The organism is Pseudomonas sp. GM74 (assembly GCF_000282455.1).
In the GTDB taxonomy this organism is placed as follows: domain Bacteria; phylum Pseudomonadota; class Gammaproteobacteria; order Pseudomonadales; family Pseudomonadaceae; genus Aquipseudomonas.
The window spans coordinates 16,653-42,344 of sequence record NZ_AKJG01000055.1 but is presented as its reverse complement, the minus strand read 5'-3'; the positions used below and the strand labels follow the sequence as shown (position 1 = coordinate 42,344).

Here is a 25,692-nt window from a genome sequence, read left to right as displayed (position 1 = left end):
AACAAGGAGGGACTCTATTGCCTTGCAAATAATAAACACCCCTTAAAGACAGGCCCTGTTGTTCTGTTTGTTCGCATGAATCTTCGTAATCAAAATAATAATCCATACGAGATCATCCTTATGTTGCGCGTAAAAACATTGCGGCTCAGCAAACGCTCTCCCTTGCTCTGCACGGCAGCCATACTGCTGACTTGTACGCAAACTCACGCCACCGAAAATAACGGAACCGCTTACCCACTCGGTCTTGACACCGTATTGGCTGGGCGAATGCCGCCGCCAGGGTTAACCACCTTTTTTTACAGCTCAGCTTACGAGTCGACTGAACTAAAAGGTGCCTATGGGCGCAGCATGGCCGGGATTGAAGACTTCAATCTCAGTTACCAGTCACTCGCGGTATGTCTGGACTACGTTTATTCCGACTACACGTTATGGGGCGCAACACTGGCCAGTCGTGCCGCCTTACCCTACATAAAAGGGCAGGTGAGTTTTTATACCGAAACGCCCCAAGGGCGTGTCCGCAACAGTGGCAAGGATGAAGGCTTCGCCGATCTGGCGTTTACGCCACTGTTTCTGGGCTGGAGCTCTCCACGTTTCCATCAGATGCTGGGTGTGGATTTTTATGCGCCCACCGCTTCGTATGACAAGGATCGGCTGTTCAATGTGGGAACCAATGTGTGGTCCTACTCGCCGTGGTACTCCTTCACGGCAAACCCGATAGATGAGGTGGAGATCAGCGCCAAGATTCTCTACATGATAAACGACAAGAATCATGCGACTGATTACCGGTCGGGGCGCGAGCTTAATGCTGACTACCATCTTGGCTACAGCTTGAACAAAAATTGGCAGGTTGGAGTCAGTGGGTATTTGTACAAGCAGGTGAGCGATGATGAACGTCACGGTGAGTCTGTATGGGAGGACGGCAATCGAGGCCAAGTCGCGGCCTATGGCCCTGTCGTGAAATATCAAACCCCAGAATTTGGCGTACTGATGAAGTGGCAACATGAAACACTTGTCGAAAACCGGGCGCGCGGCGAACGGCTCTGGCTCCAGGCGGTCATGCGATTTTAAGCCTGGTCTATAGCTTCATTTGCCGAGCAGGGGCGCCAGTCATGGCGCTCGCATTCCATTGCGTCGTGATTGGTGCATCAGCACAACAGTCCTTGGTGATTTTCCTGCCTAGTCAGTCTCTGGTGCCTCATTTATGGTCTGGTGATTAGATCAATCAGGCGGGCTTTGGGATGCTGCAAAAGGAACACTTCAAAACGCTGAGCGGCTTCGGCTCCGTGCACGACGTACCCAAGCTGCCAACCGGTTTTACTGACGTCTTCGAAAGCTACGAGATCGCGGCCAACGGCGTGAAACTGCACGCCGTCATTGGCGGGCAGGGCAAGCCGTTGCTACTGCTTGGAGGGTGGCCGCAAAACTGGTTTGCGTGGCGTTACCTCATGCAGCCGCTGGCTCGCACGTTCACCGTGATCGCTGTCGATCCGCGGGGTGTCGGGCTCTCGGAAAAAGCGCAGGAGGGTTATGACTCAAGGACCTTGGCCCAAGACATGTTTGCGCTGATGGACGCCTTGGGGCATGAGTCATTCGCCATGGCCGGCCATGACATCGGCATGTGGACCGGTTATGCCATGGCACACGATCAACCCGCCCGAATCGAGCGCATTGCGCTGGGCGAGGCGCTTATTCCTGGCGTTTCGGATTCTCCGCCATTGCTGCCTGAGCACCGCTGGCTCAGTGATTTTCTCTGGCATTTCAACTTCAATCGGGCACTGGGCATCAACGAGCAACTGGTCAGTGGTCGCGAAGAGCTCTACTTCGGTCACCAGTTCGCGACGAAAGCAGGGTCGCCAGAGGCGGTACCTCGTTACGCGATCGACTTCTACATCGAACAACTCAAGCGCGATCCACAAGCCCTGCGGGCCAGCTTCGACTATTACCGCGCAATCGATCAGTCGATTCCACAGAACCAAGCGCGCAAAGCAACTCGCCTGACCTTACCGGTGCTGGCGTTTTCGGGTGCGCTTGCCTGTGGCGACAGTGTCGAGGCCGAGTTGCGTACGGTCGCTTCGAATGTCGAATCCGTGGTCATTCCGGATTGCGGTCACTATCCGGCGGAGGAACGCCCGGAGGCATTGCTGGCTGCGTTTGTGGCTTTTTTCGCGCCCTATACACGATGACCAATTGCCGTTCGGTGAGAGATGGTGGGGCTACACTCATTATTGCGCATTGAACGACACCACCAGTACCAGAGGCTGCTGTCATGTCTGTCGTTATCGCCCCGCTTAGTCGCGCCAACCTCGGCGGCCATTTCCACGGTTTTGGTCTGCGCACCGAGGCAGAATTGATCTCCCCCTTCATCGGGGTCGACCACTACTGGATGGACGCGCCGACCTTTGGGCCACACCAGCATGCCGGCATTTCGGCGGTGTCCTACCTGCTTCCCGATTCAGAGACAGGGATGGCCAACCGTGACTCGATCGGTACCCAGAACGTGATTCAACCGGGCGGCCTGCACTGGACTACCGCCGGCCGTGGCGTGGTGCACGAAGAGGTTCCGGTCGAAACCGGCAAAAAGGTTCACGGACTGCAGATCTTCGTCGCTCTCGCTCCGTCGAACAGGGACATCGCTCCGTTCCCGCTGATACTCGAAGCGCAGGATGTGCCAGTTATGCAGGAGCCAGGTGCCACGGTGCGGGTACCGTTGGGGAGCTATCGTGAGATGCGCTCCCCGCTGAGTCCACCGACTGAGGTGACGATGCTCGACATCTCTCTGGAGGAGGGGGCCGAGCTGAGTGTGCTGATTGCCGCAGGCCACTGCATGTTCATCATGCCAATCGAAGGCACGGTGGAAGTAGCGGCCCAGCGCTTCGATCGCGAGGACCTCAAGCTTCCGGTGTTCCCGGCGCAAGATGCTCCACGCGAGGTCAAGTTAAGCGCCCCGCAGGGCAGTGCCAACGTCGTGCTGTTCAGCGGACCTCCGCTACCCTTTGTTTGAACCCAACGAAACGAGGATTTGTACTATGGCTGCCGTACGATTCACTGCAGAGAACGCCGCGTTGTTGCTGATCGACCATCAGGTCGGCACGATGCAACTGATCAAAAACATAGACCGTGAGTTTGCCGCCAAGCAGTCGATTGCGCTGGCGAAAATGGCGAAGATCCTCAACATGCCGGTCGTGATTACGTCCAGTCAGGAAGATCAAGCCCAGGGCCCGATTCTTCCGGAAATCGCCGCGGTGCTCCCAGAGGCGCACGCGGCACGGATCAAGCGTCCCGGTGTGGTCAACGCCTGGGAATACGCCGACTTCCGCGATGCAGTGCTCGCCACTGGGCGCAAGCATCTGATCATGGCCGGTGTGACCACCGACGTTTGCCTTATCTTTCCAGCAATCGATGCGGCGCTCGAAGGCTTTGCCGTGCAGGCCGTACTGGATGCTTCGGGTTCGCCCAGCGATCTTTCCGAAGAATTCGCTCGTCAACGAATGCACGACGCCGGCGTGGTGCTCACCGCCACCAATACGCTCATGGCAGAGATCGGACAGGATTGGTCAACCCCTAACGGACAGCAGTTGATTGGCTTGTTGTTCAGCGATGTATTCCCGGCCTTGGGTGCTGGTATCCAGTAAAACTGCGGCCCTGTCGCGCTGCTCGAAGCGCATGACACTTCGGGCAACGCGACAGTTCACCGATCAGTTGGCTGCCGCATAGCGACGATATTCGGCGCTGATCCGGTTTGAATGGGCGACCAACCCGCGGACGAAGGGCAATCGTGCTTCTTCATAGCGGGCCAGCGTGGCGGCAAAGGGTTCGTCTGCGCCTCGGTCTGCGAGCATTCGGGCCAGCAACGCCGCATCTTCCACCCCGGTCAAAAAACCGCGCCCGGTCATCGGCGAAACGACGTGGGCGGCGTCCCCGATGATTGCCAGTGCGCCACGTGCCAACCGCTGCGGCTTGTACTCGGCAATCGGAGCGCCGCTCAATACAATCGCTGAGCGCACGCCGACAGTCACTGCCTCCGCCCACATCTCAGGCCAGACCTGAGGGACCTGGGCGACCAAGCCAGACCTCACGTTTTCATCGATCGTCCCGCGTCCGAGTGTGCCCACGATGTGGCCATCGGCAGTCAGACAGCCGGTGCGACGGAGCAATGTTTCCTGATGCACATCGAACCATGCGAATGTGATTTGACGCTGACCCGACTCCATCGAACCGTCGCGACCAGGAAGTACTGCAGCAACCAGACGATACCCGCCCACGAACTCAATCCATAGGCCGCCGTCCGATGGCCAGGGGACGGGACGCGTCAGCGTTCGCTCCTCGACCAGTCCACGCCACACGAGATAACCTGCGTAGCGGGCAAGCGGTGCGTCGGGCGTGACCGCCTGGCGAACGATGCTGCGATATCCGTCCGCACCGATCACCGCGGCGGCAACCCTCTGGGTTCCGTCGGCAAAGGAGAGTTGTGCCCGATCGCCAAGGTCTGTGACCGAGGTGACGGCGTTGCCTTCTTCGAGGACGATGCCTGGCGTTGCGACAGCCCGGTCCCGTAGCCAGCTGTAAAGCGCCGGCCAGGTCGTCAGTTCGCGATAGGCGGGGACCACGGGCAAAATGGGCGCAGCACGCGGATCATGGCCAACCGTCGCCGCGACCACGTCAAGATCGATACTCAAGCTATCGCCACCGTGCACGCGCCCGACAGAACGCTCAACGACACGAACGGGCACGCCCCTGGTCGCGCAAGCGAGCGCCAGCGTGAGGCCGACAAGGGATCCGCCGACAATAGTGATTTCAGGGGGCGTGGTGTTCATCGCGTGTAAGCACTCCTAACGTCAACATTCCTGAAAATATTCCAGATCATCTGAAGGTCTTCTGCGCGACTGAAATGATCAGCGCGATCACCGCCACGCCGATCACCACCCAGAAATATTCCATGCTGGCGACCAGGGTCGATTGCTGTTGCAGCATTTGCGCGTGCATCGCCACCGAGATTTGATTCGCTGTCGTGGCGCCCACTTCGGATGACAGTGCTTGCGCCAGCTGTTGAGTCTGCTCCACATAGAGAGGGTCGCTGGCGCTGAAATGCACGTTGAGGTTGTTGTATTGCAGGGTCATACGCCATTGCAGAAACAGTGTGGCGGCCGTGGTGCCAATTGCCATGGCGATCTGTCCCATCATGTTTTTGATTTGATAGGCATGCGCGAACAGCTTCTCTTCTTGCATCACGTCCCGAAAGGTCTGCATGGCGGCAGTCGACATGACCAACATCACAAAGCAACCGTTGAGAATCAATGCCGGCAGAATGTTCGACCACAGATTGGCGCTGGGCGTCAGCGAGGACAGCAGCCAGCCAAAGCCACCCAGCGCAATAAATCCCAGAATGAAAAACTTCTTCGGGGCAGGGTGCTTTGGAAGGAGAGTGGCCATGATGACCCAAGTGGCCAGAGTGCCGGTCAGTCCGATGGCCTGGAATGTACCGATGGTGTCCCAGGAGTAGCCCAGTCCCGTTTGCAGGAAGTACGGCAAGATGTAGTTATTGGCGCCCAGTACAACGTAGGCGTAGCAAAACAGCGCCACACCCTGGAGGTAACGAGGCTGCATCAAGTCTCTGACTTTCAGGAAAGGTGTGGCCTTGTTGTGTTCGGCGTGGAAGAAGGTGTACATCCCCAGTGCTGCCAAGAGTGCGCAACCGACGATGATGAAGGTGTCGTTATAAAAGTCGTAGTAGGACCGCTGCAAAATGTAGAGCAGAAAGAAACTGCTGACCGACAACAAGAGAATGCTTGCCAGGCTCGAGGGGGTTCGGTCCTCCTCGGGGATAGGGCTCGTCGGCAGAAAACGCACGCAAAGTGCTGCTGCAACCAGGGCGCCGACGATCAGTATCCAGAAGATGGCGTGCCAGGTATTTTCAGCCACCACCCACGACGAGATAAAAGGCGCCGCAGCCGTCCCGCCAGCGAGCCCGGTGGCAAATACTTTGATTCCCGTGAACCGGCCCGGGCCTGGGGGAATCAGGTTGATCATGAGGCGTGCCGACGTCATGAACGAGGCCCCACCCAGGGCCATGATGACTCGGCCTACGGTGAAACTGGTCAAATCAGCACTCACACCACACACCAAAGCGCCCAGCACGAAAACGCTGATTGAGCCGAGCATGAAATTGCACCAGCCCAGGCGTTCCGTCAGCCAATGCTGTTTCGAAATCACCACCACTGCGATACAGGCATACAGGGCGGCCACCAGGCTGAATTCTTCAGGGCTGGCCTCGATTTCGCCGCGAATCGGTGCATTGGCAAAAGCGATCATGCCCGCCTGTAAATATTCCAGCGCACAAAGCAAGCCCACAGTGAACAACAAGGCAGCGTGTTTTCTGTACATGATCCGCCCCGTCAAAGCTTCAGGTTTTTGGGGGCATGGTCACTGCCCTCATTGGCACTGATCACGCGTTCCACAACGTCATTGGCGTCCTTAAGTTCGTTCTTGAAAATCTCGGTGCTGTAAACCGGTTGCTGTGCACCGGTCTTGTTCAGGACGGGGCCATTGCGATCGGAGGTATCGACTGAAACCCGCATGGATAAACCGAGGCGCAAGGGGTTTTGTGCTATTTCCTGCGGCCGCAAGGCGATCCTTACCGGCACCCGTTGAGTCACCTTGATCCAGTTGCCCGTAGCGTTCTGGGCCGGCATCAAGGAGAAAGCGCTGCCGGTACCGGCATCCAGGCCGATGATGGTCCCGTGGAAGATGACGCTGCGGCTGTAGGCATCCGCACGCAGTTCAACGGGTTGGCCAATACGCAGATCTTCAATCTGTGATTCCTTGAAATTGGCATTGACCCAGACTTGATCAACCGGCACCACCGACATAAGTGCGACGCCCGGACTGATTTTTTGTCCGACCTGCACACTGCGTTTGGTGATCACGCCGGCAACCGGTGAATAGATCTGGGTGCGATGCAAGGCGATGTAGGCATCACGCAGGTTGCTTGCCGCGACCAGCACATCCGGGTGAGTGCGAAGCGTGGTGTCGTCGACCATCGCGCGTCGAATGGAGAGCGCGTGTTGGGTGCCATCAAGCCCTGCTATTGCGTTTTTGAGTACGTCGGCAGTGTGGCTGATCTCTTCACGAGAAACGGCACCACTGTCGGCGAGTTGGTTGCGCCGACGCAAATCATCCCGAGCCTTGCGCACGTCGTTTCGACGCTGCTCGACTTCGGCCAGGAGTTGCTGGACCTGGTAGTACTCAGTGCGTGCCAGGCGTACTGCGCGAGCCAGGTTCGACTGGGCGCGCTCGTACTGAATTTCGGCGTCCACGGCGTTCAATGTGACCAATGGCGCGTTGCTATCGACATGATCGGTGTTGTCGCCGTTGATTGCCGTTACGGTACCGCTGACTTGGGAGGTCACCTGAACCACATTGCCGTCGACATAGGCATCGTCGGTGGATTCGCTATCCAGTTTCAGCAGGTAGGCAACGTACAAGGCAACGACCATAAGGACGATGGCCAGAATCAGCAGCAATGTGGGGCGGTGCGATGTTCGCTGTTGAGTGGTAGCGGCTGGGGAGGGCGTAGTTGTCGTCATAGCGTCATTTACCTGCCAGGGAGGGCGCGTTGTTCGGTCAACATTGAGTTAACGAGGTTGCAGCGTTCCGAACGCACCGCGCTGGTAGCCATCAATGGCTTCGGCCAGCGCGAGCTGAGAGGCAAGCGCCAGCGGACCTTGCCAATACACGGGTTGATTCAACGGGACACCTGAAAACAGCACAGCCTTGGCGTTGCCCTTGGGGGCGCTCAACCTGACTGCGCGATCGTCATGCAGCGGCAGATTCACCGGCAGCGTGAGTTCGATGAGATTGAAGGGGAGGTCGTCGACCCACACTTCGCCGTCAATCGGCATCACGAACGCCACATGACCCTCGGGAATCGGGACGCTGACTTCAGCGCCGTCCTCGAGCGAGATGTCCAGCACGGTCACTTCGGTGGGCACCGATAATGGCGACGACACTTGGGCGAAACTGCCCAGCGGCACGCGCACCTTGACCCCTGGCAACCGCACCACGGGCACATCCTGCGCTTCGAGAGTCAGCGCAAACGGCGCGTCTGCTTGGCGCTCTTGCGGCAAATTGATAAAAATTTGCAGCATATGTACCGTCTTACCCGGTTCGGCCGGTACCTCCTCATGCACCACACCTTTACCCGCCGCCGTCCAGTGCAGCCCACCGGGTTTAATCAAGTTGCGGTTACCCAGCGCGTCCCGGTTTTCAATCCCGGTCTCGGAATCAAGAAACAGATAGGACACAGCCGAGAACCCGGCATGTGGGTGTGGTGGAAAAGTTGGCCCGCTGATCCAGGCATGATCGACAGCAAGGAAGGGGTCGATAGGCTTGGCGAACTGATTTCCACGCAGACTGAAAGCCCGGAACTGACTGCCGTGATTCATGCGCTGCAGACGTGCAATGGGTGACATGACTGTGCTCCTCAGACGCCTTGCGCTGCGGGCAAAGTCGGGTAGTCGATGTACCCTTGCGCACCCGGTGCGTAGAACGAATTCTTGTCCGGAACATTGAGCTCAGCGCCTGTGCGAAAACGGTCGGGCAGATCCGGGTTAGCGAGGAATGCGCTGCCAAATACGGCAGCATCGGCGCGGCCGTCAGCGATCAGGGATTCGGCGGAGTGTTGATCGAGTCCGCCACCGATCAGGTAGCTGCCGTCAAACAGTGGACGTAACAAGGCGTGGTAGTCGACATTGGCGCCGAACAGGGCGACATGTAGATAGGCGAGATTTAGCCCATGCAGGTGTTCGACCAGATAGGTGTAGGTTTCTTGCGGGTTGGCATCGACGATGTCGTTGAAATTCATTTCAGGGGAGATTTTGAGACCCACCCGGTCACCACCGATTTCCGTCGCGATAGCGGACAGCACGTCCAATACAAAACGCACACGGTTTTCAACCGATCCACCGTATTCATCCGTGCGCTGATTGCTGCCAGTCGAGAGAAACTGTTCAGGCAGGTAGCCCGACGCGGCATGCAACTCGACACCGTCGAAGCCAGCTTCCATGGCCAGGCGCGCCGCTTGGCGATAGCCTTCAATGACCGCGGCAATCTCAACCACGCCCAGTGCATGGGGGATAACGAAATCCTGAAGGCCCGTCGCGGTCCAGGTCTGGCCAGCGGGTTTGATCGCGGAAGGTGCCTGTGGCAGGGCGCCATTCGGAAGCAACGAAGGGTGCGAAATGCGACCACTGTGCATCAACTGCATGAAAATCCGTCCGCCACGTGCATGCACGGCCTCAGTGACGTGCTTCCAAGCAGCGACCTGCTCGGCGGTTTCGATACCAGGGGTACGAACATAACCCTGGCCCATTGCAGTAGGGAACACGCCTTCACTGATGATCAGGCCGGCACTGGCACGCTGTGCGTAGTAAGTTGCAACCAGTTCACTTGGCACGCCGGCATCGTCGGCACGTGAGCGCGTCATCGGGGCCATGATCATGCGGTTGGAGAGGGTGTAGCGACTGAGCTGGACTTGGGAAAAGAGAGAATTCATTGCGGGGCTCCTCAGTAGTGATAGAGCCATAATTGATCAATCCTGATCCGGGATAAACTGGGTAAAATTGAAATGACTGATCCACTGATGGGGCAATATCTCGAGTGGAGTCCGCGATAGGGTCAGATAAATTGAGCTAAACCTTCATGCGCGACTGATCACTGTGGTGAGGGAAGGGGAGAGAGCTCTAGGAAGTGGTGATACACGAGATAGCGCTCGACGTAGTCGTCTCTAACACAAGCGACAGATCCCCGGGCCATATAGTAAGTACGTGAGGAGAGATTGCTCATCGTCTCTTAACTCAACTAAATAGCCGTTTAGTTGAGTTACGCAAAAAACCTCACATCTTTTTACAAAAAAACACTAACAATACATTTTGACGTAAAGCTGAGAGTAATTACCAGGGTGACATAGGCGACTAATAGTGCCTAGCCATATTCTCATATGGTTGATGAAAGAACGCAGGTGGTAACTAGACTGACAATTTCAACTAGAAATCACGGTATTGAGATTCTAGAAATGCTAAGAAAATCAAAGCGGAAAAGCAGATAAAGTACCTATTCGCCCACCAGTTTTCCCTTGTTAAACAGCGCGGCTAACGAAGCAGCTACCAGTTTTTTGGGAGGAAGCAGCACAGAGTGTCTATCTCCAAACCTCCGCATCAGGCTGTAAATAAGCTGGAATTGATATTGTCACGAAGGAGGGACCTTGAAATTCGTGAACAGACACCATGTTCAAAGCTGTGAATTTTACACAGCATCGAGATTGGAAAGGAGCTTTGAGTGCCAATATTGTGTCGTTGCGACGAAAGCTGCAAAGACCGCGCTATGGCTTTGGCCGCTCAGATGACTCTCGAAAAGGAAGTCTGTAAAAGTCCATGCACGTGAGGCTGAAGGCTAAATTCATAAAATCACCCTGAGGTCCACGTATCATTTTTAACTGACAGAAATTTGCAATGCGGTATTTTTTTCAAAAAATCGCTTTTTTACCTGTCTTAAGAAATTCAACAGAACGGTTAGCGCGGCAACAACAAACCAGCTTGCTTCTGGTACGTTTAGAAAATTCAATGACTTAAACAGCACACAGCATTTGGAATTGGCTGGCTCTTTTACACTTACATACTCATCAGCTAAATAATCCGCGTGGCCAAGAACGAACAGCGCTGACCAATGCGCGATCCCAGATCGCTGAGGTGTCGCATTAATTAAATGCATGGATCGGTTTGGACAAAGCAGATTGCTCGTAGGCCCTTGAATTCGAAATGGCATTTTTAAATGACAGATTTCGCATTTTTAGCTGTTCTCGACACCTGGGAGACGTCCTGTGTGGAATACCTATGAGTACGCATAATGTTTATTATGTTAAATGGCATGTTATGTGAGATGTGTTCATGAGCAGCTTGAATCACTGATTCGACAAAACCGTTTCTGACGTCTGCTCTCTCGACGGGCCATATCCTTCGTGTTCGATGAAGCTGGTTCAGTGCCGCGTCTCTTCTGGTCAGCGTGTCCCACTGCTTGTGCAATCTGGTGATGCGGCGCCGTTGCCCATAGTCGTTCCGTTCATCTACGTCCAACTCCTGCGGCGGAGCACCTGCGTGCGATCCAGGCTTTCCATATCTATGCCAAAAGCCGAGACCTTAATATTGATGACGCCATCTTGGCCTGCCACTTCGAGTCGATTCTGGTTCATTGGACGGTTACGCCATCTGGCTCCAAAACTGCCGTCAGGCTGACAACCTGGTCGGCCGAATTGGCACAGCTGACACGGCGACTTTTCCGCAGAACGATCCTTGTACTCGTGACCAGTACCTGCGGTTGCTGACGCAATACCTGTCCTGGTGCGTTACCCGTTACATTCCGCGTGCCCGTCAAACTCAACCACCGGGGCTAATTGCAGATGTCGCCGTATGCGCAATTTACTAACTGGGCAAATCTTCCAGCGCCACGAAACAAAAACAGAACGAGCCATCCGCGGTGTCATTGATACCCAGTACATAGGGGACATTGGTGCATGCACCCTCCCCGGTTCATACGCACTGCCCCTACAATCCCGTCCATGCCTGCTACACATGCAAGAAGTTTCACCCCTTTGCTGACCGCCGCCATGTGCAGGTGGATAAGGCGCTGCAACGACATTGCAGGCCATCACCTCAATGCTCTTTGACTTTCCTGATACGCAGCACGATCAACGCAAGAATACCGATCGCGAGCGGCGCCATTACCAGCATGGCCTCTCGCGGGGACACCTCAACTCCAAGCAGGTGCACCCCTGAGTAACCCAGCTTGAGCAAACTGAGCAGGTAGTAGGTAATGGCAATAATCGACAGTCCCTCCACTGCGCGCTGGATCTTGATCTGGGCATCGGCGCGGGCATTCAGGCTTTTCAGGATTTCCGAGTTCTGTTCTTCCATTTCGACCTGAACCCGTGCTTGTAACAGATCGCCCAGATTGGCCACGCTTTCGGCCAGGTGCTCCAGGCGCTGTTCGGTGGCGGTGCAGTACCTGACGGTAGGTTTGAAACGGCGCTCGATAAATACGCCCAGGCGTTGGCAATCACCTACGTGACTTTCGCGCAGCTCACCCAAACGTTCGAACACCAATTGCGCATAGGCTTGCGTGGCACTGAAGCGGTGCCGGGTTTTCGCAGCGCTGCTCACCACTTGAGCAGAAAGGTTGGAAATGTCCGCTAGCAGGGCTTTCGCATTACTGCCGTCCGGGTCGGCGTTCCGTTCGGAAAGGGTGACCAGGGTCTTGTCGAAAACATCGAGCTGCGCGCTCAAGTCTTTGGCCATGGTCAACGATAACGAGGCCATCATCCTGTAGGTCTCGATTTCCAGCAGGCGGCGTATCATCCGGCCCTGGCGGTAGGCATTCAGGCGCCGGTTGACGAACAACATGTGGTTGTTGCCCTCCTCGCTCAGGCGAAAATCACTCCAGACCATGGCATCGCCACCGCCCACGCACGAACCGCTCGGATCCTTGAAGCCGTACCGGGACAGATCCAGGCTGGTTTCACCACGCACTACAATCTGCACCGAGTTGATCAGGGCCGGCAAATGCACTTCAACCTTTGACGCCAGCACCTCGGGCAGCGTTGTCCAGGACAAGTCATCACTGGATGAAGTGACCACCAGTGTCAGGGTGAAAAACTCGGCATGGCGCTCCCATTTCAGTGCATGGCCTTCGAGTTGGGTAATGCCTTGGGCGGCATTCAGGTCGAGGGTGCCAAGGCAGCATTGTTCAAGGAATGCATTGCACTCCTGATCGCTGCCGAGGAAAGCCAGATGAAACACATGGGCCGGCTCATCGAAGTACAGTGACGGGCGCGCGTGTAGTTCGTTGTGCAGGCTTTGTCGTAACGGGTGCATGTTGTATGGCCATGTTGGAGTTTTTTTTGCCGCTTGCGATGAATGCCCAGCCGAGCCGGATGCCGAATATTTCGGGGCATTATCGATCGCTGTAGATGGTGGGACAGTTTGACGAACTCACGAGTCACGGCCAGGTGACAAACCCTGGATCGACAGTAGTGAAGCCCTGCCGTCCCTGGCAGGTACTTCTCACACCGATTCCGGTGCCTTGCCCGCAAACACTGCGATGCAAAAAAATGAGATAGCCCTCGTGCAATGAATGAATCTCGCCTCAACCACCCTGCGGCAGCACCCGGGCATTGTTCCCCGCGCCTTCGATGTAGACATTCATGCCTTTACTCAGGGCCGGATTGATCGGCTGGGTCACCGATACCAGCACTCCGCTTTTCACCCGAACGATGACCTGTTGCGCTGCGACCGGCTGATCGTACTTTTTCTTCTCTGCATAGTTACCGCCCACCGCACCGGCGAGTGCGCCGGCAACCATCGCGACGTCGCGCCCGGTGCCACTGCCGATCAGGCTGCCGATGCCGAGACCGCCGAGGCCTCCGAGGACGGCGCCGACGCCACTGTCGTGATTGGTCTGCATCTGCGTCAGCGATATCTGCTCGATCTTGCCCGAGCGAATCTCCATTTCACCGGCGCCGCCATCGTTCGACCCCACGGCGGAACAGGCACTGATCAAGACAGTCGCCAACGCGACCATCAGCCAGGACATGATTGCTTTCATTGCTGTACACCTCGTCATTGGTATTTGATGGCAATGCCTTTGAGCTTGCGGCCCTGAATCGTATCGATGTCGCGGTTCCACAGAGGACCGGTCACGTAAGCGGCGACGGGCTGGATCTGGTCATAAACCACCACCACCGCGTCTGCACCCAGTTTGGCGCCTTCTTCACGCAGCTTCTGTTCGACCTGGGTGATGGGGGGCGCCGGGTCGACGCTGGCATCGATCAGGATTTCACCCAGGCGCACATTGGGGCGCGTTGGTTCCGTGCGTAATATCTGCACTTCGCTGGGCAGGGTCGGCGCTGGATGCTCGACTCCGACATAGGCGGTTGTCTGCGCATCCACTGAGGTACAGGCGTTTAACGCAAGTGCGCTGGCGATGAGCGCTGCGATGAATAAAGGTCTGTGCAAATTTGTGAGTCGAAGCAATGCATGGGAAGCCATGTCAGCCATTCCTCTTCCGGGAGCGATTCAACCGCCAACGCCTGTTGGCGATCGGGTCAAGGTTCAACTGCGGATGAATGCCCAGAGATCGGCGTTCAACTTGTCGATCGCGGCCTTGAAATCCTGCGCGGTGATCTTCTGGCTTTCATTCGACAGCTGCTTGCCGAACACCTTGCGCACGACCCTGACCACGGTCTGGTTGTCTTTCTCGTCGATGAGTTCGGCCTCGATATACAGTTCGGTGTCCTGATCGCGGTGACCGGTCGCAGCCTGTGTCGCCCCGACGACGGCTGCGATGGGCACCACTTCATACCATTTCATGCCTTCATTCGAAGCGCTTACCCCGGTGATGGCCGCGCGCATGATCAAGGTTTTCGAACCTTTTGGCGCAGCACTCGAACGCGAGACCATCCGGTATTTCTGCCCCAGCGTCGCCCTCACCTTGCTGCTCATGTAGTCCCGGATGTCATCGAGTGTCTGCTGGTTGACCCGCTCATTGGGCTTGGGCGCCGGATACAGTTCCAGTCGCTCGAACGCAATCGTGTCATAGGCATTGGGGTTCCATGACGGGCTCACCCAGCGCATTGCGGTACCACCGCTCGGCGTTTCAACTTCCTGCAGGTTGTTGTAGTTGGACAGGTAGCCGGAGTATTGCGTCTGATCAGTGACTTTGGAGGTGCAACCGCCGAGCAGAAGCCCGGCCACAGTGGCACCGATGAGCAAGTTTCGGGAAAGATTCATAATGCTGTGTGCTCCTTGGATGAAGTCGTTCTGGTGCGGCAAGACACTCAATAGCGCCAGGTCATGTTTCCGGTCACGGCTTGAATCCAGGCGCTGTCGAATTGACCGGAAATTCGATTGCCCGAAACGTTTCTGGTCTGGTCCACCGGCATGTCGCCAATCCAGATCATGGCCCAACTGAGGTTGACGTCGGTGTCCTTGTCCAGCGCATAGGTAGCTCCTGTCGCAAGGCGCCAGGACTCGGCCATCGGTACGGTCACGGTGCGATTACCGTCGGACACGGCGCTGCTGTCGTATGCCACGCCGAAGTTCCACAACCATTGCGGGGCAGCCTGGTATTGGGCCCCGAGCGACAGGTGCCAGGTGTCCTTGAAATGTGCGTCGACAGTGGTTGATTGGGCGCCGAGCGCCGTGGTGTCGACCTGCACCGCGATGTCGCCGAACTCTGACCAGTCCTGCCAGTTGACCGAAGCGAGCAAGGCCCATTGCCGGTCCAGTTGCTGGAACAGGCTCAGGGTGACGGTTTGCGGCACCTTCATGTCGAGTTCGGTCTTGGTGTTGTTGACGCGATCGAGCAGTCGGCCATCGCCTTTCACATCCAGTCGGTCCTCGAAGTCCAGATCGACCTGGCTGGTGTAGGTCAGGCCAATCCGCGTGCCGGCTTGCGGAGCGTAGATGACGCCGACGTTCGCACCGAAGCCCCAATCCTGGTCCTTGTACTTGAATTGGCCGTCGGTGCGGTCGGTAAAGCCGAACGGCGAGCGGTCAATCGCGGTCTGGGCTTGCAGCATGCCGTACATGGCCTTGACGCCGAGGCCAACCGACCATTGCTCATTGAAGCGGTAAGCCACGCTGGGCACCAACGACAAACCACCAAGGCTGGCGTTTTGGGCGAAGTAACGACCGGACCAGTCGTTGTCGTAATTGACCGCCAGGCCGAAATCGGCGTATTGGCCGAAGCCGACGCTCCAGTGGTCGTCCAGTTCATGGCTGATGAAAAAGCTGCCGCCGGGAATCGGATCGAGGGCATTGCCACTGCCGCTGCCCGGCACGTTGGTGTCTTCGTCGCGATCGAACTTGAGGTTGCCGTAAAGCACCTGCAAGCCCGCGGTGATCTGTGTTCCCGGCAGGTAACTCAGGCCCGCCGGATTGCTGGCAATGGTCGAAGGCCCCTGGGCCCGAGCGGCGGCGCCGGCGTTGGCCAGGCCGGCGTTATCGGTGCCGATTTCGTAGAGCATGAGGCCGCCGGCGTGTGCTTGCTGGCTGCACAAGGCAAGCAGCGTAAAGGCAGGCAGTGCACCTATTTTGGTTTGCATGGATTAGATCCCGGCAAATGTGCATTTTCTAATAAGGGTGAATTAACCAACGTCGAAAAACCTGAATCACGTTCAAACGGCCTGTTAGGGCCACACATAAGTGGTAGTTCATATTCTCGATATTGGAAGGAACAACTTATGAATAGCGCCATCCATGCTCGTTATTGTTTATTCAGGGGCGCGAAGCAGAACGCCAAAGCGCTTCACCCCGGGGCAGGATGAAGCGCAGCCCTAGTTGATTACTGATGGGTGCCTGGCAGTAGTTCAAAGCTCGGGGTAAACGGGGTGATCGCCGCCATTAACACTTCGAACGGTTTGCGGTTGCCTTCGAAGGTTGCCTTGCCGGTTGCGACGAGTTGCTCAAATCCGGTCTTGCGGGCCATCACGCCTTCCAGATCAGCACGGTCAAGGGTGATGGTAAGGTCGGCATTGCTAGCTTGCTGCCCCTTGATACTGGTCAATGTCGAGTTGCTCAACTCCACCACGAACTGCTCGCCGTTATCGGGCGTCTTGAGATTGAAGATGAAGTGTTGATCGGCGACTTTGCTGCCATCGAGGGCGATGCCTAGGTATTCGAGCCATAACTCTGTGCTCATGCCGCGAATCATGTCGGGGCCGCCGGTTTTTGGCGGCAGGCCCTTGGGCATGCCATGGCGCAGTTCATACGCGGCCGAGAGGAAACTATTGCGCACGCCGGCGCTTTCCTTCTGATAACCGACTTGCTCATAGACATCCGCCAGCAAATCCTTGGCCTTGGTGTTCTGCGGTTCGGCATACACCAGCTTGTTGAGGATTTCATAGGCTTCGCGGTACTTGCCCTGATCGAACAAGGATTGACCTCTGGCCATGATCTTGTCGGCGCCTCCCATCATTTCCACATACAAGGGTGCCGAATCCTTTGGAGACAACGGCATCAGCGTCGCCGGATTGGCGTCCCAGTAACCCAGGTAACGGTTGATCACGGCGCGACTGTTGTGCTCTTCCGAACCGTGGTAGCTATGGGTCGCCCAATTGTTTTTCAGGCTTTCGGGCAACTTGTAGACGTTTTGAATCTCGTTGATGGTGACGCCCTGGTTGGCGGCATGCAGCACGGCATTGTTCAGGTTGGCGTAGGCATCGCGTTGCGCGCGCATCACATCCTGTATCCGCTCATTGCCCCAGCGTGGCCAACTGTGGGAGGCGAACATGACGTCTGCCGTTTGACCGTAGCGATACAGGGCATTATTGATGTTCTTCGACCAGACCAGCGGGTCGCGGACCAGGGCGCCGCGCAGGGTATAGATGTTATGGATGGTGCCGGTGATGTTTTCGGCGGCCCAGAACGCCTTGAACTGTGGGAACCAGGTATTCATCTCCGCAGGCGCTTCAGTGCCGGGCGTGCTCTGGAACTCCATTTCGATACCGTCGATGGTCAGGGTTTCGAAATCTTTGGCAATGTAACGGTTGGGCTCGATCAGCCCCATGTTGCCAATCGAAGCATTTTTACCAATGGCCATGTCGACGTGACCGTACGGGCTGTGCGGCAACAGCACACCATATTGCAAGAACGCCCGCCGGTTCATGGCGTTGCCGGCGTAGACGTTTTCAGCCACGGCATGCTCCATGAAGCCTTTCGGCGCAATCAGCGGGATCTTGCCGCTGCGGACATCGGCCTCGTCGACCACGCCGCGGATTCCGCCGAAGTGATCGGCATGGGAGTGGGAGATAACCACTGCCACGACCGGGCGCTTGCCCAGTTTTTCGTTGATGAAGTCCAGGGCGGCCCTGGCAGTCTCCTTCGACAGCAGCGTATCGAAGACAATCCAGCCGGTGTCGCCCTTGATGAACGTGATATTGGCCAGGTCAAAACCGCGCACCTGGTAAATCTTTTCCGGAACGACTTCATAGAGGCCATAGGCCGTATTGAGCACCGCCTGACGCTGCAGCGACGGATTGATGCTGTCGTAATCCTTGCCTTCATTCAGGAAGTTGTAGCTCCCCATGTTCCACGCGACGTTCCCGGCGTCGGCCATGATCTTCTTGTAGGGCGGTGCGGCGATGAAGCCTTTTTTCGCTTCTTCAAGGTCGCGCTTGTCTGCAAAGGGGAGTGTCTTGCGCACAGTGTTCTGCATGTCGACCGTGTAGGACGAAGGCGCCTTGCCCTTGCTGTCGAAATGCACGTTTTGCGATGGAGCCGGATCGGAAGTTGCGCCGTTTGCATCGGCAGCGAAAACGCAAGGGCTGATGCCACCGCCAAGCGTGATCGCCAGTGCCAGATGGAGGGTCTTGTTGTACATGAAAAGGTTCCTGCGCCAGATGAATGTCCAAGGGCGTCAAGTCAACGCAAGTGTTCTGCGTTCTCGGCTTGACCCGTCGAACCATGAATAGCATATTGAATTAATTCCGAAAAATTCCGTTTCAAAGGCTTTCGATAACATAAAGGTTATGTGATGACGCCAAACCGTCTACGTCAGTTTTTGGCATTGATCGAGCACGCACACTTTGGCCGGGCCGCAAAGGCACTGGGTGTTTCCCAGCCGGCGCTGAGTAAAAGCATCCAGTTGCTGGAGCGCGAACTCGGGGTCACGCTGTTCGATCGACGCACCGACGGCGTTGTACTGACTGCATTTGGTCATTTGCTCAGGGAGAAAAGTCAGCGCCTGCTGGTGGCAGAACAGGATCTGCGGCGTGACATTGCCTTGCTCGCGGGCGGGGATATCGGTGCACTGAAAGTCGCTCTAGGCCCTTACCCCAGCATCATCAGCGGCTATGCCAGCATCGCGCGGATGCATGCCCGGCATCCGCAAATCAGGGTGACGGCACATGTGGCCGGGTGGCGGGAGGTGGCTCATCAGGTCACAATCGGCGTGGTGGATCTGGGCATCGCTGAAATCAGCACCTTACAAGGCCGGGAAGAACTCACTTGCGAGCTGTTGGGGGAGCATGAAGGCCGCCTGTTCTGCCGCCCGGACCATCCGCTGCTTGCGCAAAACCGTTCCCTCACCCTGGCACAAACACTCGATTACCCCTGGGTGGCTTCGCGCATCCCCTTGCGGTTGGCGACCCACTTGCTTCCGGCAACGCTGGGCTGCGCCGGTGCCTATGATGCGCTGACCGGAGACTTCGTACCGGCCATCGAAATTGATGTCCCCATGCAAATCGTGAAGTTCGTCGAGAACAGCAATGCTTTGGCGCTGGGGAACCTGTCAACGTTCGAGCGCGAATTGTCGGCGGGTGAAATCGTGCCGTTACCCGTTCAGGACCTCGCCCTGCGTACCCGCTATGGCTTCATTTATCTCAAGGAGCGTTCGCTGCCGCCTGCGGTAGAGGTGTTCATGAAAGAAGTGAAAGCCGTGGAGGCCGACGTTTGCCAGCGTGAAAGTCTGTTGGTCAAGATCATGGGGGCGTAAAGCCAGAACGTGCGAAGGCCGCGACTCAGAGCTGCCGCTTGAGTGCGGCGGACGCTGCCATCGATTCTTCCATTTTTTGCCTGGGCGATGACTATCAGGTACGAAGTTTCTCAACGCGAATTTATTGAGAACAGCACATTTATTTATGAGCTATACCCAGTATTCCCCCATGCACTTCTTCCACTTTTGGAGGTTGTTTATGAATACCCGCATCGTCCCGTTCGCGCTACTCATGGCAAGTCTGTTCGGTTGCAGTACCGCTTCAAACCATTCAATGAATCTGCCTCTGGCTGCCACCCACCGCAATGCGGGCCAGACGGGCAACGCCACACTGACAGCCGAAGGCAACCAGACCAATTTTGATTTCTATATCACTGGCGTTCCGACCGGTACCCTCCTCCCCCCGCGCATTTACACCTTCATCAACAAAGGCAGCTGTCAGCAACCCGGACCTGTCGCCTTTGCAATGAACGATAAGGTCAATACAAAAAATGAAGCCGGAGCCAATGGTTGGAGTTTTTACCGTAATGCGCCTATCGCAACGTCAGAGTTGCTTTCCGGAAAATATTCCATCGTCGTGCGGACATCACCTGAAGACGGCAGCGTCGATATCTTTTGTGGCGATGTCGCCCAGGCAAAGCGCTGACACGATGTGACGTCAATAGGACGCGCCTTTGCGGCCCGCACTTTGTAAATGCGCGTCTACACTCACCTTCTGTTAATGGTATAGGCCCGATTGGGATGTACGCGACAAGGGCCACAAGCCATTGCGGTCAAAGCTCAATATTAAGGGTGCCACACCGAATGACGGATTGAGCGTCAGTATAAGGAAGGCGCAGTTGCAGTTTTTGAGCCTTGAGAGATGAGAGCACGACGTATCCGAGACGGGTAGTTATGTGAATCAACTGGACGAGGATCAAGTTCATGAAACTGCGAAAACTTGTACTGACGGGATTGGCGCTGAGCAGTCTGGCAATTGGCGCCAGCCTGTCGACAGTGACTCAAGCGGCCAATCAGAAACCCAACATCGTGTTCATCATGGCCGATGACATCGGCTGGATGCAGCCGAGCATCTATCACCAGGGCCTGGCGGTGGGTGAAACGCCGAATATCGATCGCATCGCCCAGGAAGGTGCGAAATTCATGACCTACTACGCCGAGCAGAGTTGTACGGCGGGGCGCAATGCTTTTTTTACCGGGATGCACCCGCTGCGAACCGGCATGATCCCACCGCAATTGCCCGGCAGCCCGTCATGGCTGCGCCCTGGCACCCCTGCACTGTCCAAGTTCTTGCTGGACCTGGGCTATACCACCGGTGAGTTCGGCAAGAACCACCTGGGCGACAACTTTGAAGCGCTGCCGACATCCCACGGCTTCCAGGAATTCTGGGGTTACCTCTATCACCTTGATGCGATGCAGGGCGTGAGTTTTGTCGATATCAACAAGACGCCGCAGGTGCAGGGCATCGCCCCACCCTGCAAGGCCACACCGATCAACGGGCTGCCGGACGTGCCTGGCGCCATAGATCCGCGTGAAGGTACCTGCCTGACGCCACCTCGTCCGGTCATGTCCTGCGTCTCCAGCGACGGTACGCAGAAGAACACCACGTGCAAGGACGAAGGGCCGCTGACACTGGAGCGTTCGAAGTCCGTGGATGAAGAAATCTCCGCCAAGGTCATCGACTTCCTCGACCGCAACGATCCGAAGAAGACCAACAAACCTTTCTTCGTCTGGTACAACCCGGCACGCATGCACATCACCACGGTACTGCCACCCAAGTATGACGCCATGGTCGGTGAGCCCGGCGGAAAAGACTGGGGCACCAACGAAGCAGGCATGAAACAACTGGATGACAACATTGGTTATGTCCTGAAGAAACTCCAGGACATGGGCCAACTGGACAACACCATTGTCGTCTTCACCACCGACAACGGCGCGGAAACCATTACCTTCCCCGACGGCGGCACGACCCCGTTCAAGGGCGGCAAGCTGACCACCTGGGAAGGTGGCATGCGTGCTCCGCTGGTCATCCGCTGGCCTGGGGTGATCAAGCCAGGCACGGTCCTGACCGACATCTTTGCCTCGCTCGACTGGGTGCCGACACTGGTCAGTATCGCTGGCGGCAAGAAGGGTAATGAGCTCAATGAGCAGATCATGGCGGGCAATTATCCCGGCATCGTCAAGACCAAGCTCGATGGTGTGGATCAGACCGATTACCTGACCGGCAAGTCCGACAAGTCGGCGCGCGACACCTTCTTTTACTACACCGGCTCGCAACCTTCGGCAGTGCGCTACAAGAACTGGAAGATGTACTACACCATGGTGCCGGATACCGCGACGGGCGGGTTGTATGGCGCTACCACTTTCCACTGGACCCAACTGCTCAACCTCAAGCGCGACCCTTTTGAAACAACGGTCGGTGCCGACGCGAAGTCCATCACGGGCTATGGCGGTGCCTTGGGCTCACCGGGTAACGCCTATATCTACAACTGGAACATGCTGCCGGTCGGACAGTTGCTCTGGGAGAAGGAGCTGATGTCGTACAGGGATTTCCCTCCCATGCAGGCGCCTGAAACCTACAACCTGGACGGCATCCTCAAAGCCATGAAGCAGAACGGTCATAACGGACACGATTGACGCCGTGACTGATCAGCCGCGCGGGCGCCCCAAACAGGCGCCCGTTTTTTTGCATGAGAGCTTTGCAGTTCTACTTTGCTACACCGTTGAGTAACACCCCATACGACTGAAGGAACTCCACCGTCCCGTGAAAGATCAGCCCCACGCCCATCGCCGAGACGAAGAAACCGACGATGCGGGTCGCGGCATCGATGCCTTGCGGGCCAATCTTCTTGAGGATGTTGTTGGCGTAGGCCAAAGAGAGGTAAGTGACCAGCATGGTGGCGCAGATCGCCAGCGCCACGACGGCGAAGGACAATATGGCGCGGTCGGAGTCCTTGATCGTGCTGGTCAGGCCTATCACCGTGGCGATGGCGCCGGGGCCGAACATGATCGGCATGGCCATGGGTATGAAGGATATGTCCTCGTCGCCTTTGCCACCGCTTGGAATCAGGCTGCTGTTGGGCGAGGGAGCAAAAAGCTCGAACCCGATCCGCATCAGGATCACCCCGCCGACCACCCGAATCATACTCAGCGGAACTTCAAACAAACGCAGCAGCAGGTTGCCGAAAATCAAAAAGAAAAACATCAACAGCAGCGCATAAAGACAGGCCTTGCGAGCCACCCGGCGCTGTTCGGCAGCGTCCCTGTCTTGCACCAGCCCCAGGAAAACCGGAATGGCCTCAAGTGGATTGATGATCGCCAGGAGGGTTGCGAACATGCCGAAGAACAGGGTGACGTATGAGTTCATGAATGATCTGCCCAGGCGTGTGGTGTAGGAATTACCTTAGCTGATCAGGAACAACTCAACTCAAGTCAGTGCCATTGTCCGATTTCCGTGTGTTGTCATCGGCAGCTTTGGGGCCTTTTACAGCCGTGCATAACGGCAGCCGGCAGGCGAAACTATCGCCTGGGTTTCATCTGCCCCGGGCGAGAAAGTCGCGCCAGACCTGGTGGCCGACATCGTCATATCGCTTGACCAGCTCGCGGAAGGAACGACGGTGCGCGGAGTCCACCAAAGGCTCAGGAAGCATCGGGTCGAACACGATCTGGCGCATGGCCTGGTCCCCCAGCACATACGCCTCACGGGCAGCATCCTCAATCGGCATACCGGCCAAGCGCGCCATCGACGCCTGCAGCGTGCGTTGGCCGTCCCTGTAGGTTTTCTGCAACTCACTGGCGTCCCACAGCAACCGGGCCCGGGCGTCTCGCTGCGGATCGAACTGCTGCGCCTGGAACACCGCCGTCGAGTTTTCCACGCCAAGTGACAGCAGACGTTCGCGTGTGTGCGCCACTCCGCCGTCCAGGTTATCAGGGCGGATAAACAGCCCGTCATCCAGTTCGCGCAAGCCCACCAATCCGAATGCGCGCTCTCGGGCACGCAATGCTTTGCGATCGCTGCGGCCCAGGGCCGCCGTAAGCGCCACCACCCAGCTGCCATCCCACTCCCGCAGACGCGTTTCGGCCTGACGCCAGGCGCCTATCTCTTCGCCCAGCGCTCTGCCGGCCTGGCCAAGACGGTAGGCGCCGCGCACGACAGTTTCGATCAGTTCGGCGCTCTGCAACCGGGCAAGGGCAACGCGTGTGTTGTTCGCAGACAGACCAAACAAAGCACAGGCGCGCACGGCGCTGGTGACATCCAGCTCACCACCTTCGACAACCAGGAGCAATTTGAGGATCAACTGACGCGGCGTTGGCGTCGGGTTTTCGAGCTCGTCTGAAGCGGGTTCCAACAAGAAACAGTCCTCCCCTCCAGGCACGATTCGGCACGCACCTGATGAATTATCGTAAATTACAGTGATTGACATAAAAAATACATTGCGTGTAATTTTCTCCAGACCTATCACGGAGAAACCCGCCCATGTCTGCCGCAATCCAGCCAAAGATCGACACCCCGTTTTCAACCCACGAAGTTTTCAATCAGCCGCAGCCGTTGCCAGCTTACAACGCCTGGGACAGTGATGTCCCACTGCGCGAGGCGGTGCGAGCGAACGGCGGCGACTGGGCGCAGGCGCAGTTATCGGCCCATGGTGCCATGAGTGGCGGCGAGCAAATGGAGCTGGGCGAGTTGGCCAATCGCAACAAACCCGTGCTCCACGCCTTCGATCGTTATGGCTGGCGCATTGACGAAGTGCAGTTCCATCCCGCCTACCACCAGCTGATGCTCAACGCGATGCGCGGCGAGGTACACAGTTTTTCGTGGAACCACTTGGGGCAACCCGGAGCCCATGTGGTGCGCGCTGCCTTGTTGTATCTCAATGGCCAGGCAGATGCAGGCACCTGCTGCCCGCTGACCATGACCCACGCCGCCATTCCGGCGCTGTTGAACACCCCGGAGCTGGCAAAAATCTGGATACCCAAACTGACCGCCCGGGACTACGATCCACGTCCTCTACCCGTCGAGCAAAAACGCGCCTGCACCATGGGCATGGGCATGACCGAAAAACAGGGTGGCTCGGATGTACGCAGCAATACCACCCAGGCTCACCCTCAGGCCGATGGCAGCTTCAAACTGGTCGGTCACAAGTTCTTCTTCTCTGCCCCCATGTGCGATGCGCACCTGGTACTTGCCCAGCTCAATGGGCGAGTGAGCTGTTTTCTGATGCCGCGAATCCTGCCCGATGGCTCACTCAATGCCGTGCGCATCCAGCGCCTCAAAGACAAGTTGGGCGACTGGAGCAATGCCTCCTCCGAAGTGGAGTTCCAGGGCGCCACTGCCTATCTGGTCGGCGCTGAAGGTCGCGGGGTGGCGACCATTCTGGAGATGGTCGCTCTGACCCGACTGGACTGCGTGATCGCTTCTTCGGCATTGATGCGCCAGGCCCTGGTTCAGGCGCTGAACCACGTCAGCCAACGACATGCCTTCGGCCATGTACTGATCGAACAACCGCTGATGCGTAACGTGCTGGCCGATCTGGCACTGGAAAGTGAAGCTGCCGTGGCCTTCACGATGCGCATCGCCCGCGCCGTGGATGCCTCGCCGAACGATCCGCAGGAAGCGGCCTTCGCTCGTATCGCCACGGCCATCGGCAAGTACTGGATTTGCAAACGCACCCCGGCGTTCGTCAACGAGGCCCAGGAATGTCTGGGCGGGATTGGCTTTGTCGAAGAAAACATCCTGCCGCGCCTGTATCGTCAGGCACCTTTGAATTCCATCTGGGAAGGCAGCGGTAACGTGCAATGCCTGGATGTGCTGCGCTCGTTGCACAAAGACCCGGCGATAAGTGAGGCCTTGTTTGCCGAACTGCAGAGCGCCGCAGGCCTGCACCCGCTGTATGACAGCCACCTGCAGTGGCTGCACAACGCACTCCAGGACATTGGCAACCTCGAGGCCCGAAGCCGTCTGGTGGTGGAGCGCACCGCGCTGGCAATACAGGCCGGGCTGCTGCTCAAGTCAGGCAATAACGAGATTGCCGACATCTTCTGCCGGGCACGCCTGGGCAGCGAGTGTGGATTCGCCTTTGGCAGCCTCGATTCCAATGCACCGCTGAGCACCTTGATCGAGCGCGCCATGCCCCGTCTCTGAATTGGCCCCCT

At 57.1% G+C, this 25,692-nt stretch carries 22 protein-coding genes; 8 read left to right on the top strand and 14 right to left on the bottom strand.

All coding sequences use genetic code 11. The features are described 5' to 3' along the window. Positions 1 to 120 precede the first annotated feature (120 nt). The 4 genes from PMI34_RS14560 to PMI34_RS14575 all read left to right on the top strand — a co-directional run bounded on the left by PMI34_RS14560 (position 121) and on the right by PMI34_RS14575 (position 3,632). Positions 121 to 1,068, top strand: a complete 948-nt coding sequence (locus PMI34_RS14560; protein WP_008049893.1) for a SphA family protein — start codon at positions 121 to 123, stop codon at positions 1,066 to 1,068. A 170-nt stretch (positions 1,069 to 1,238) separates the two neighbouring features. Continuing rightward, positions 1,239 to 2,183 carry an alpha/beta fold hydrolase gene (locus PMI34_RS14565; RefSeq protein ID WP_008049892.1) on the top strand — a complete coding sequence of 315 codons (945 nt, stop codon included), beginning with the start codon at positions 1,239 to 1,241 and terminating at the stop codon, positions 2,181 to 2,183. An 83-nt stretch (positions 2,184 to 2,266) separates the two neighbouring features. Further along, positions 2,267 to 3,001: a pirin family protein gene (locus PMI34_RS14570; RefSeq protein WP_008049891.1), complete on the top strand. Its 735-nt coding sequence runs from the start codon at positions 2,267 to 2,269 to the stop codon at positions 2,999 to 3,001. A 25-nt stretch (positions 3,002 to 3,026) separates the two neighbouring features. Then, positions 3,027 to 3,632, top strand: a complete 606-nt coding sequence (locus tag PMI34_RS14575) for an isochorismatase family protein (RefSeq protein WP_008049889.1) — start codon at positions 3,027 to 3,029, stop codon at positions 3,630 to 3,632. A 63-nt stretch (positions 3,633 to 3,695) separates the two neighbouring features. On the opposite strand, the gene PMI34_RS14580 is transcribed toward PMI34_RS14575, so the two are convergent. The 12 genes from PMI34_RS14580 to PMI34_RS14630 all read right to left on the bottom strand — a co-directional run bounded on the left by PMI34_RS14580 (position 3,696) and on the right by PMI34_RS14630 (position 18,426). Then, positions 3,696 to 4,814, bottom strand: a complete 1,119-nt coding sequence (locus PMI34_RS14580; protein WP_008049887.1) for an FAD-dependent monooxygenase — start codon at positions 4,812 to 4,814, stop codon at positions 3,696 to 3,698. Positions 4,815 to 4,860: 46 nt separating this feature from the next. Next, positions 4,861 to 6,381 (bottom strand): MFS transporter, encoded by a 1,521-nt coding sequence (locus tag PMI34_RS14585; RefSeq protein WP_008049886.1) that lies wholly within the window; start codon positions 6,379 to 6,381, stop codon positions 4,861 to 4,863. Positions 6,382 to 6,392: 11 nt separating this feature from the next. Continuing rightward, the gene (locus tag PMI34_RS14590) at positions 6,393 to 7,583 is read right to left on the bottom strand and encodes an HlyD family secretion protein (protein WP_008049885.1); all 1,191 of its coding nucleotides are present in this window, start codon (positions 7,581 to 7,583) and stop codon (positions 6,393 to 6,395) included. A gap of 48 nt (positions 7,584 to 7,631) precedes the next feature. Continuing rightward, positions 7,632 to 8,468, bottom strand: a complete 837-nt coding sequence (locus PMI34_RS14595; protein WP_008049884.1) for a pirin family protein — start codon at positions 8,466 to 8,468, stop codon at positions 7,632 to 7,634. An 11-nt stretch (positions 8,469 to 8,479) separates the two neighbouring features. After that, positions 8,480 to 9,550 carry an alkene reductase gene (locus PMI34_RS14600; RefSeq protein WP_008049883.1) on the bottom strand — a complete coding sequence of 357 codons (1,071 nt, stop codon included), beginning with the start codon at positions 9,548 to 9,550 and terminating at the stop codon, positions 8,480 to 8,482. Between the two features lie 935 nt (positions 9,551 to 10,485). Beyond that, on the bottom strand, positions 10,486 to 10,764 hold the full coding sequence (locus PMI34_RS28780) for a hypothetical protein (protein ID WP_157222721.1): 279 nt from the start codon (positions 10,762 to 10,764) through the stop codon (positions 10,486 to 10,488). A gap of 938 nt (positions 10,765 to 11,702) precedes the next feature. After that, positions 11,703 to 12,920 carry a DUF3422 domain-containing protein gene (locus PMI34_RS14605; protein ID WP_008049882.1) on the bottom strand — a complete coding sequence of 406 codons (1,218 nt, stop codon included), beginning with the start codon at positions 12,918 to 12,920 and terminating at the stop codon, positions 11,703 to 11,705. A 271-nt stretch (positions 12,921 to 13,191) separates the two neighbouring features. Further along, positions 13,192 to 13,650, bottom strand: a complete 459-nt coding sequence (locus PMI34_RS14610) for a glycine zipper 2TM domain-containing protein (protein ID WP_008049881.1) — start codon at positions 13,648 to 13,650, stop codon at positions 13,192 to 13,194. A gap of 14 nt (positions 13,651 to 13,664) precedes the next feature. Further along, complete coding sequence (locus PMI34_RS14615) at positions 13,665 to 14,093, bottom strand: hypothetical protein (RefSeq protein ID WP_008049880.1); 429 nt, start codon at positions 14,091 to 14,093, stop codon at positions 13,665 to 13,667. A gap of 63 nt (positions 14,094 to 14,156) precedes the next feature. Then, entirely contained in the window at positions 14,157 to 14,834 is a 678-nt protein-coding gene (locus PMI34_RS14620; RefSeq protein WP_008049879.1) for a DUF3313 domain-containing protein, read from the bottom strand. Positions 14,835 to 14,881: 47 nt separating this feature from the next. Continuing rightward, on the bottom strand, positions 14,882 to 16,150 hold the full coding sequence (locus tag PMI34_RS14625; RefSeq protein ID WP_008049878.1) for an OmpP1/FadL family transporter: 1,269 nt from the start codon (positions 16,148 to 16,150) through the stop codon (positions 14,882 to 14,884). Between the two features lie 239 nt (positions 16,151 to 16,389). Then, complete coding sequence (locus PMI34_RS14630) at positions 16,390 to 18,426, bottom strand: alkyl/aryl-sulfatase (protein ID WP_008049877.1); 2,037 nt, start codon at positions 18,424 to 18,426, stop codon at positions 16,390 to 16,392. A 153-nt stretch (positions 18,427 to 18,579) separates the two neighbouring features. Here PMI34_RS14630 and PMI34_RS14635 point away from each other — a divergent pair, with 153 nt between their 5' ends. From PMI34_RS14635 to PMI34_RS14645, 3 genes are all read left to right on the top strand, one after another. Further along, complete coding sequence (locus tag PMI34_RS14635) at positions 18,580 to 19,539, top strand: LysR family transcriptional regulator (RefSeq protein ID WP_008049876.1); 960 nt, start codon at positions 18,580 to 18,582, stop codon at positions 19,537 to 19,539. Between the two features lie 199 nt (positions 19,540 to 19,738). Beyond that, on the top strand, positions 19,739 to 20,185 hold the full coding sequence (locus PMI34_RS14640; RefSeq protein WP_008049872.1) for a hypothetical protein: 447 nt from the start codon (positions 19,739 to 19,741) through the stop codon (positions 20,183 to 20,185). A gap of 278 nt (positions 20,186 to 20,463) precedes the next feature. Further along, on the top strand, positions 20,464 to 22,176 hold the full coding sequence (locus PMI34_RS14645) for an arylsulfatase (RefSeq protein WP_008049869.1): 1,713 nt from the start codon (positions 20,464 to 20,466) through the stop codon (positions 22,174 to 22,176). 70 nt (positions 22,177 to 22,246) lie between these two features. On the opposite strand, the gene PMI34_RS14650 is transcribed toward PMI34_RS14645, so the two are convergent. Together PMI34_RS14650 and PMI34_RS14655 are read right to left on the bottom strand one after the other, a co-directional pair. Then, on the bottom strand, positions 22,247 to 22,906 hold the full coding sequence (locus tag PMI34_RS14650; protein WP_008049868.1) for a MarC family protein: 660 nt from the start codon (positions 22,904 to 22,906) through the stop codon (positions 22,247 to 22,249). A 166-nt stretch (positions 22,907 to 23,072) separates the two neighbouring features. Beyond that, a complete protein-coding gene (locus tag PMI34_RS14655) occupies positions 23,073 to 23,888 on the bottom strand; it encodes a PaaX family transcriptional regulator C-terminal domain-containing protein (RefSeq protein WP_238538782.1) in 816 nt (271 codons plus the stop codon). Positions 23,889 to 24,016: 128 nt separating this feature from the next. Between PMI34_RS14655 and PMI34_RS14660 the strand changes: the two genes are divergently transcribed. Continuing rightward, a complete protein-coding gene (locus PMI34_RS14660) occupies positions 24,017 to 25,681 on the top strand; it encodes an isovaleryl-CoA dehydrogenase (protein WP_008049864.1) in 1,665 nt (554 codons plus the stop codon). Positions 25,682 to 25,692 lie beyond the last annotated feature (11 nt).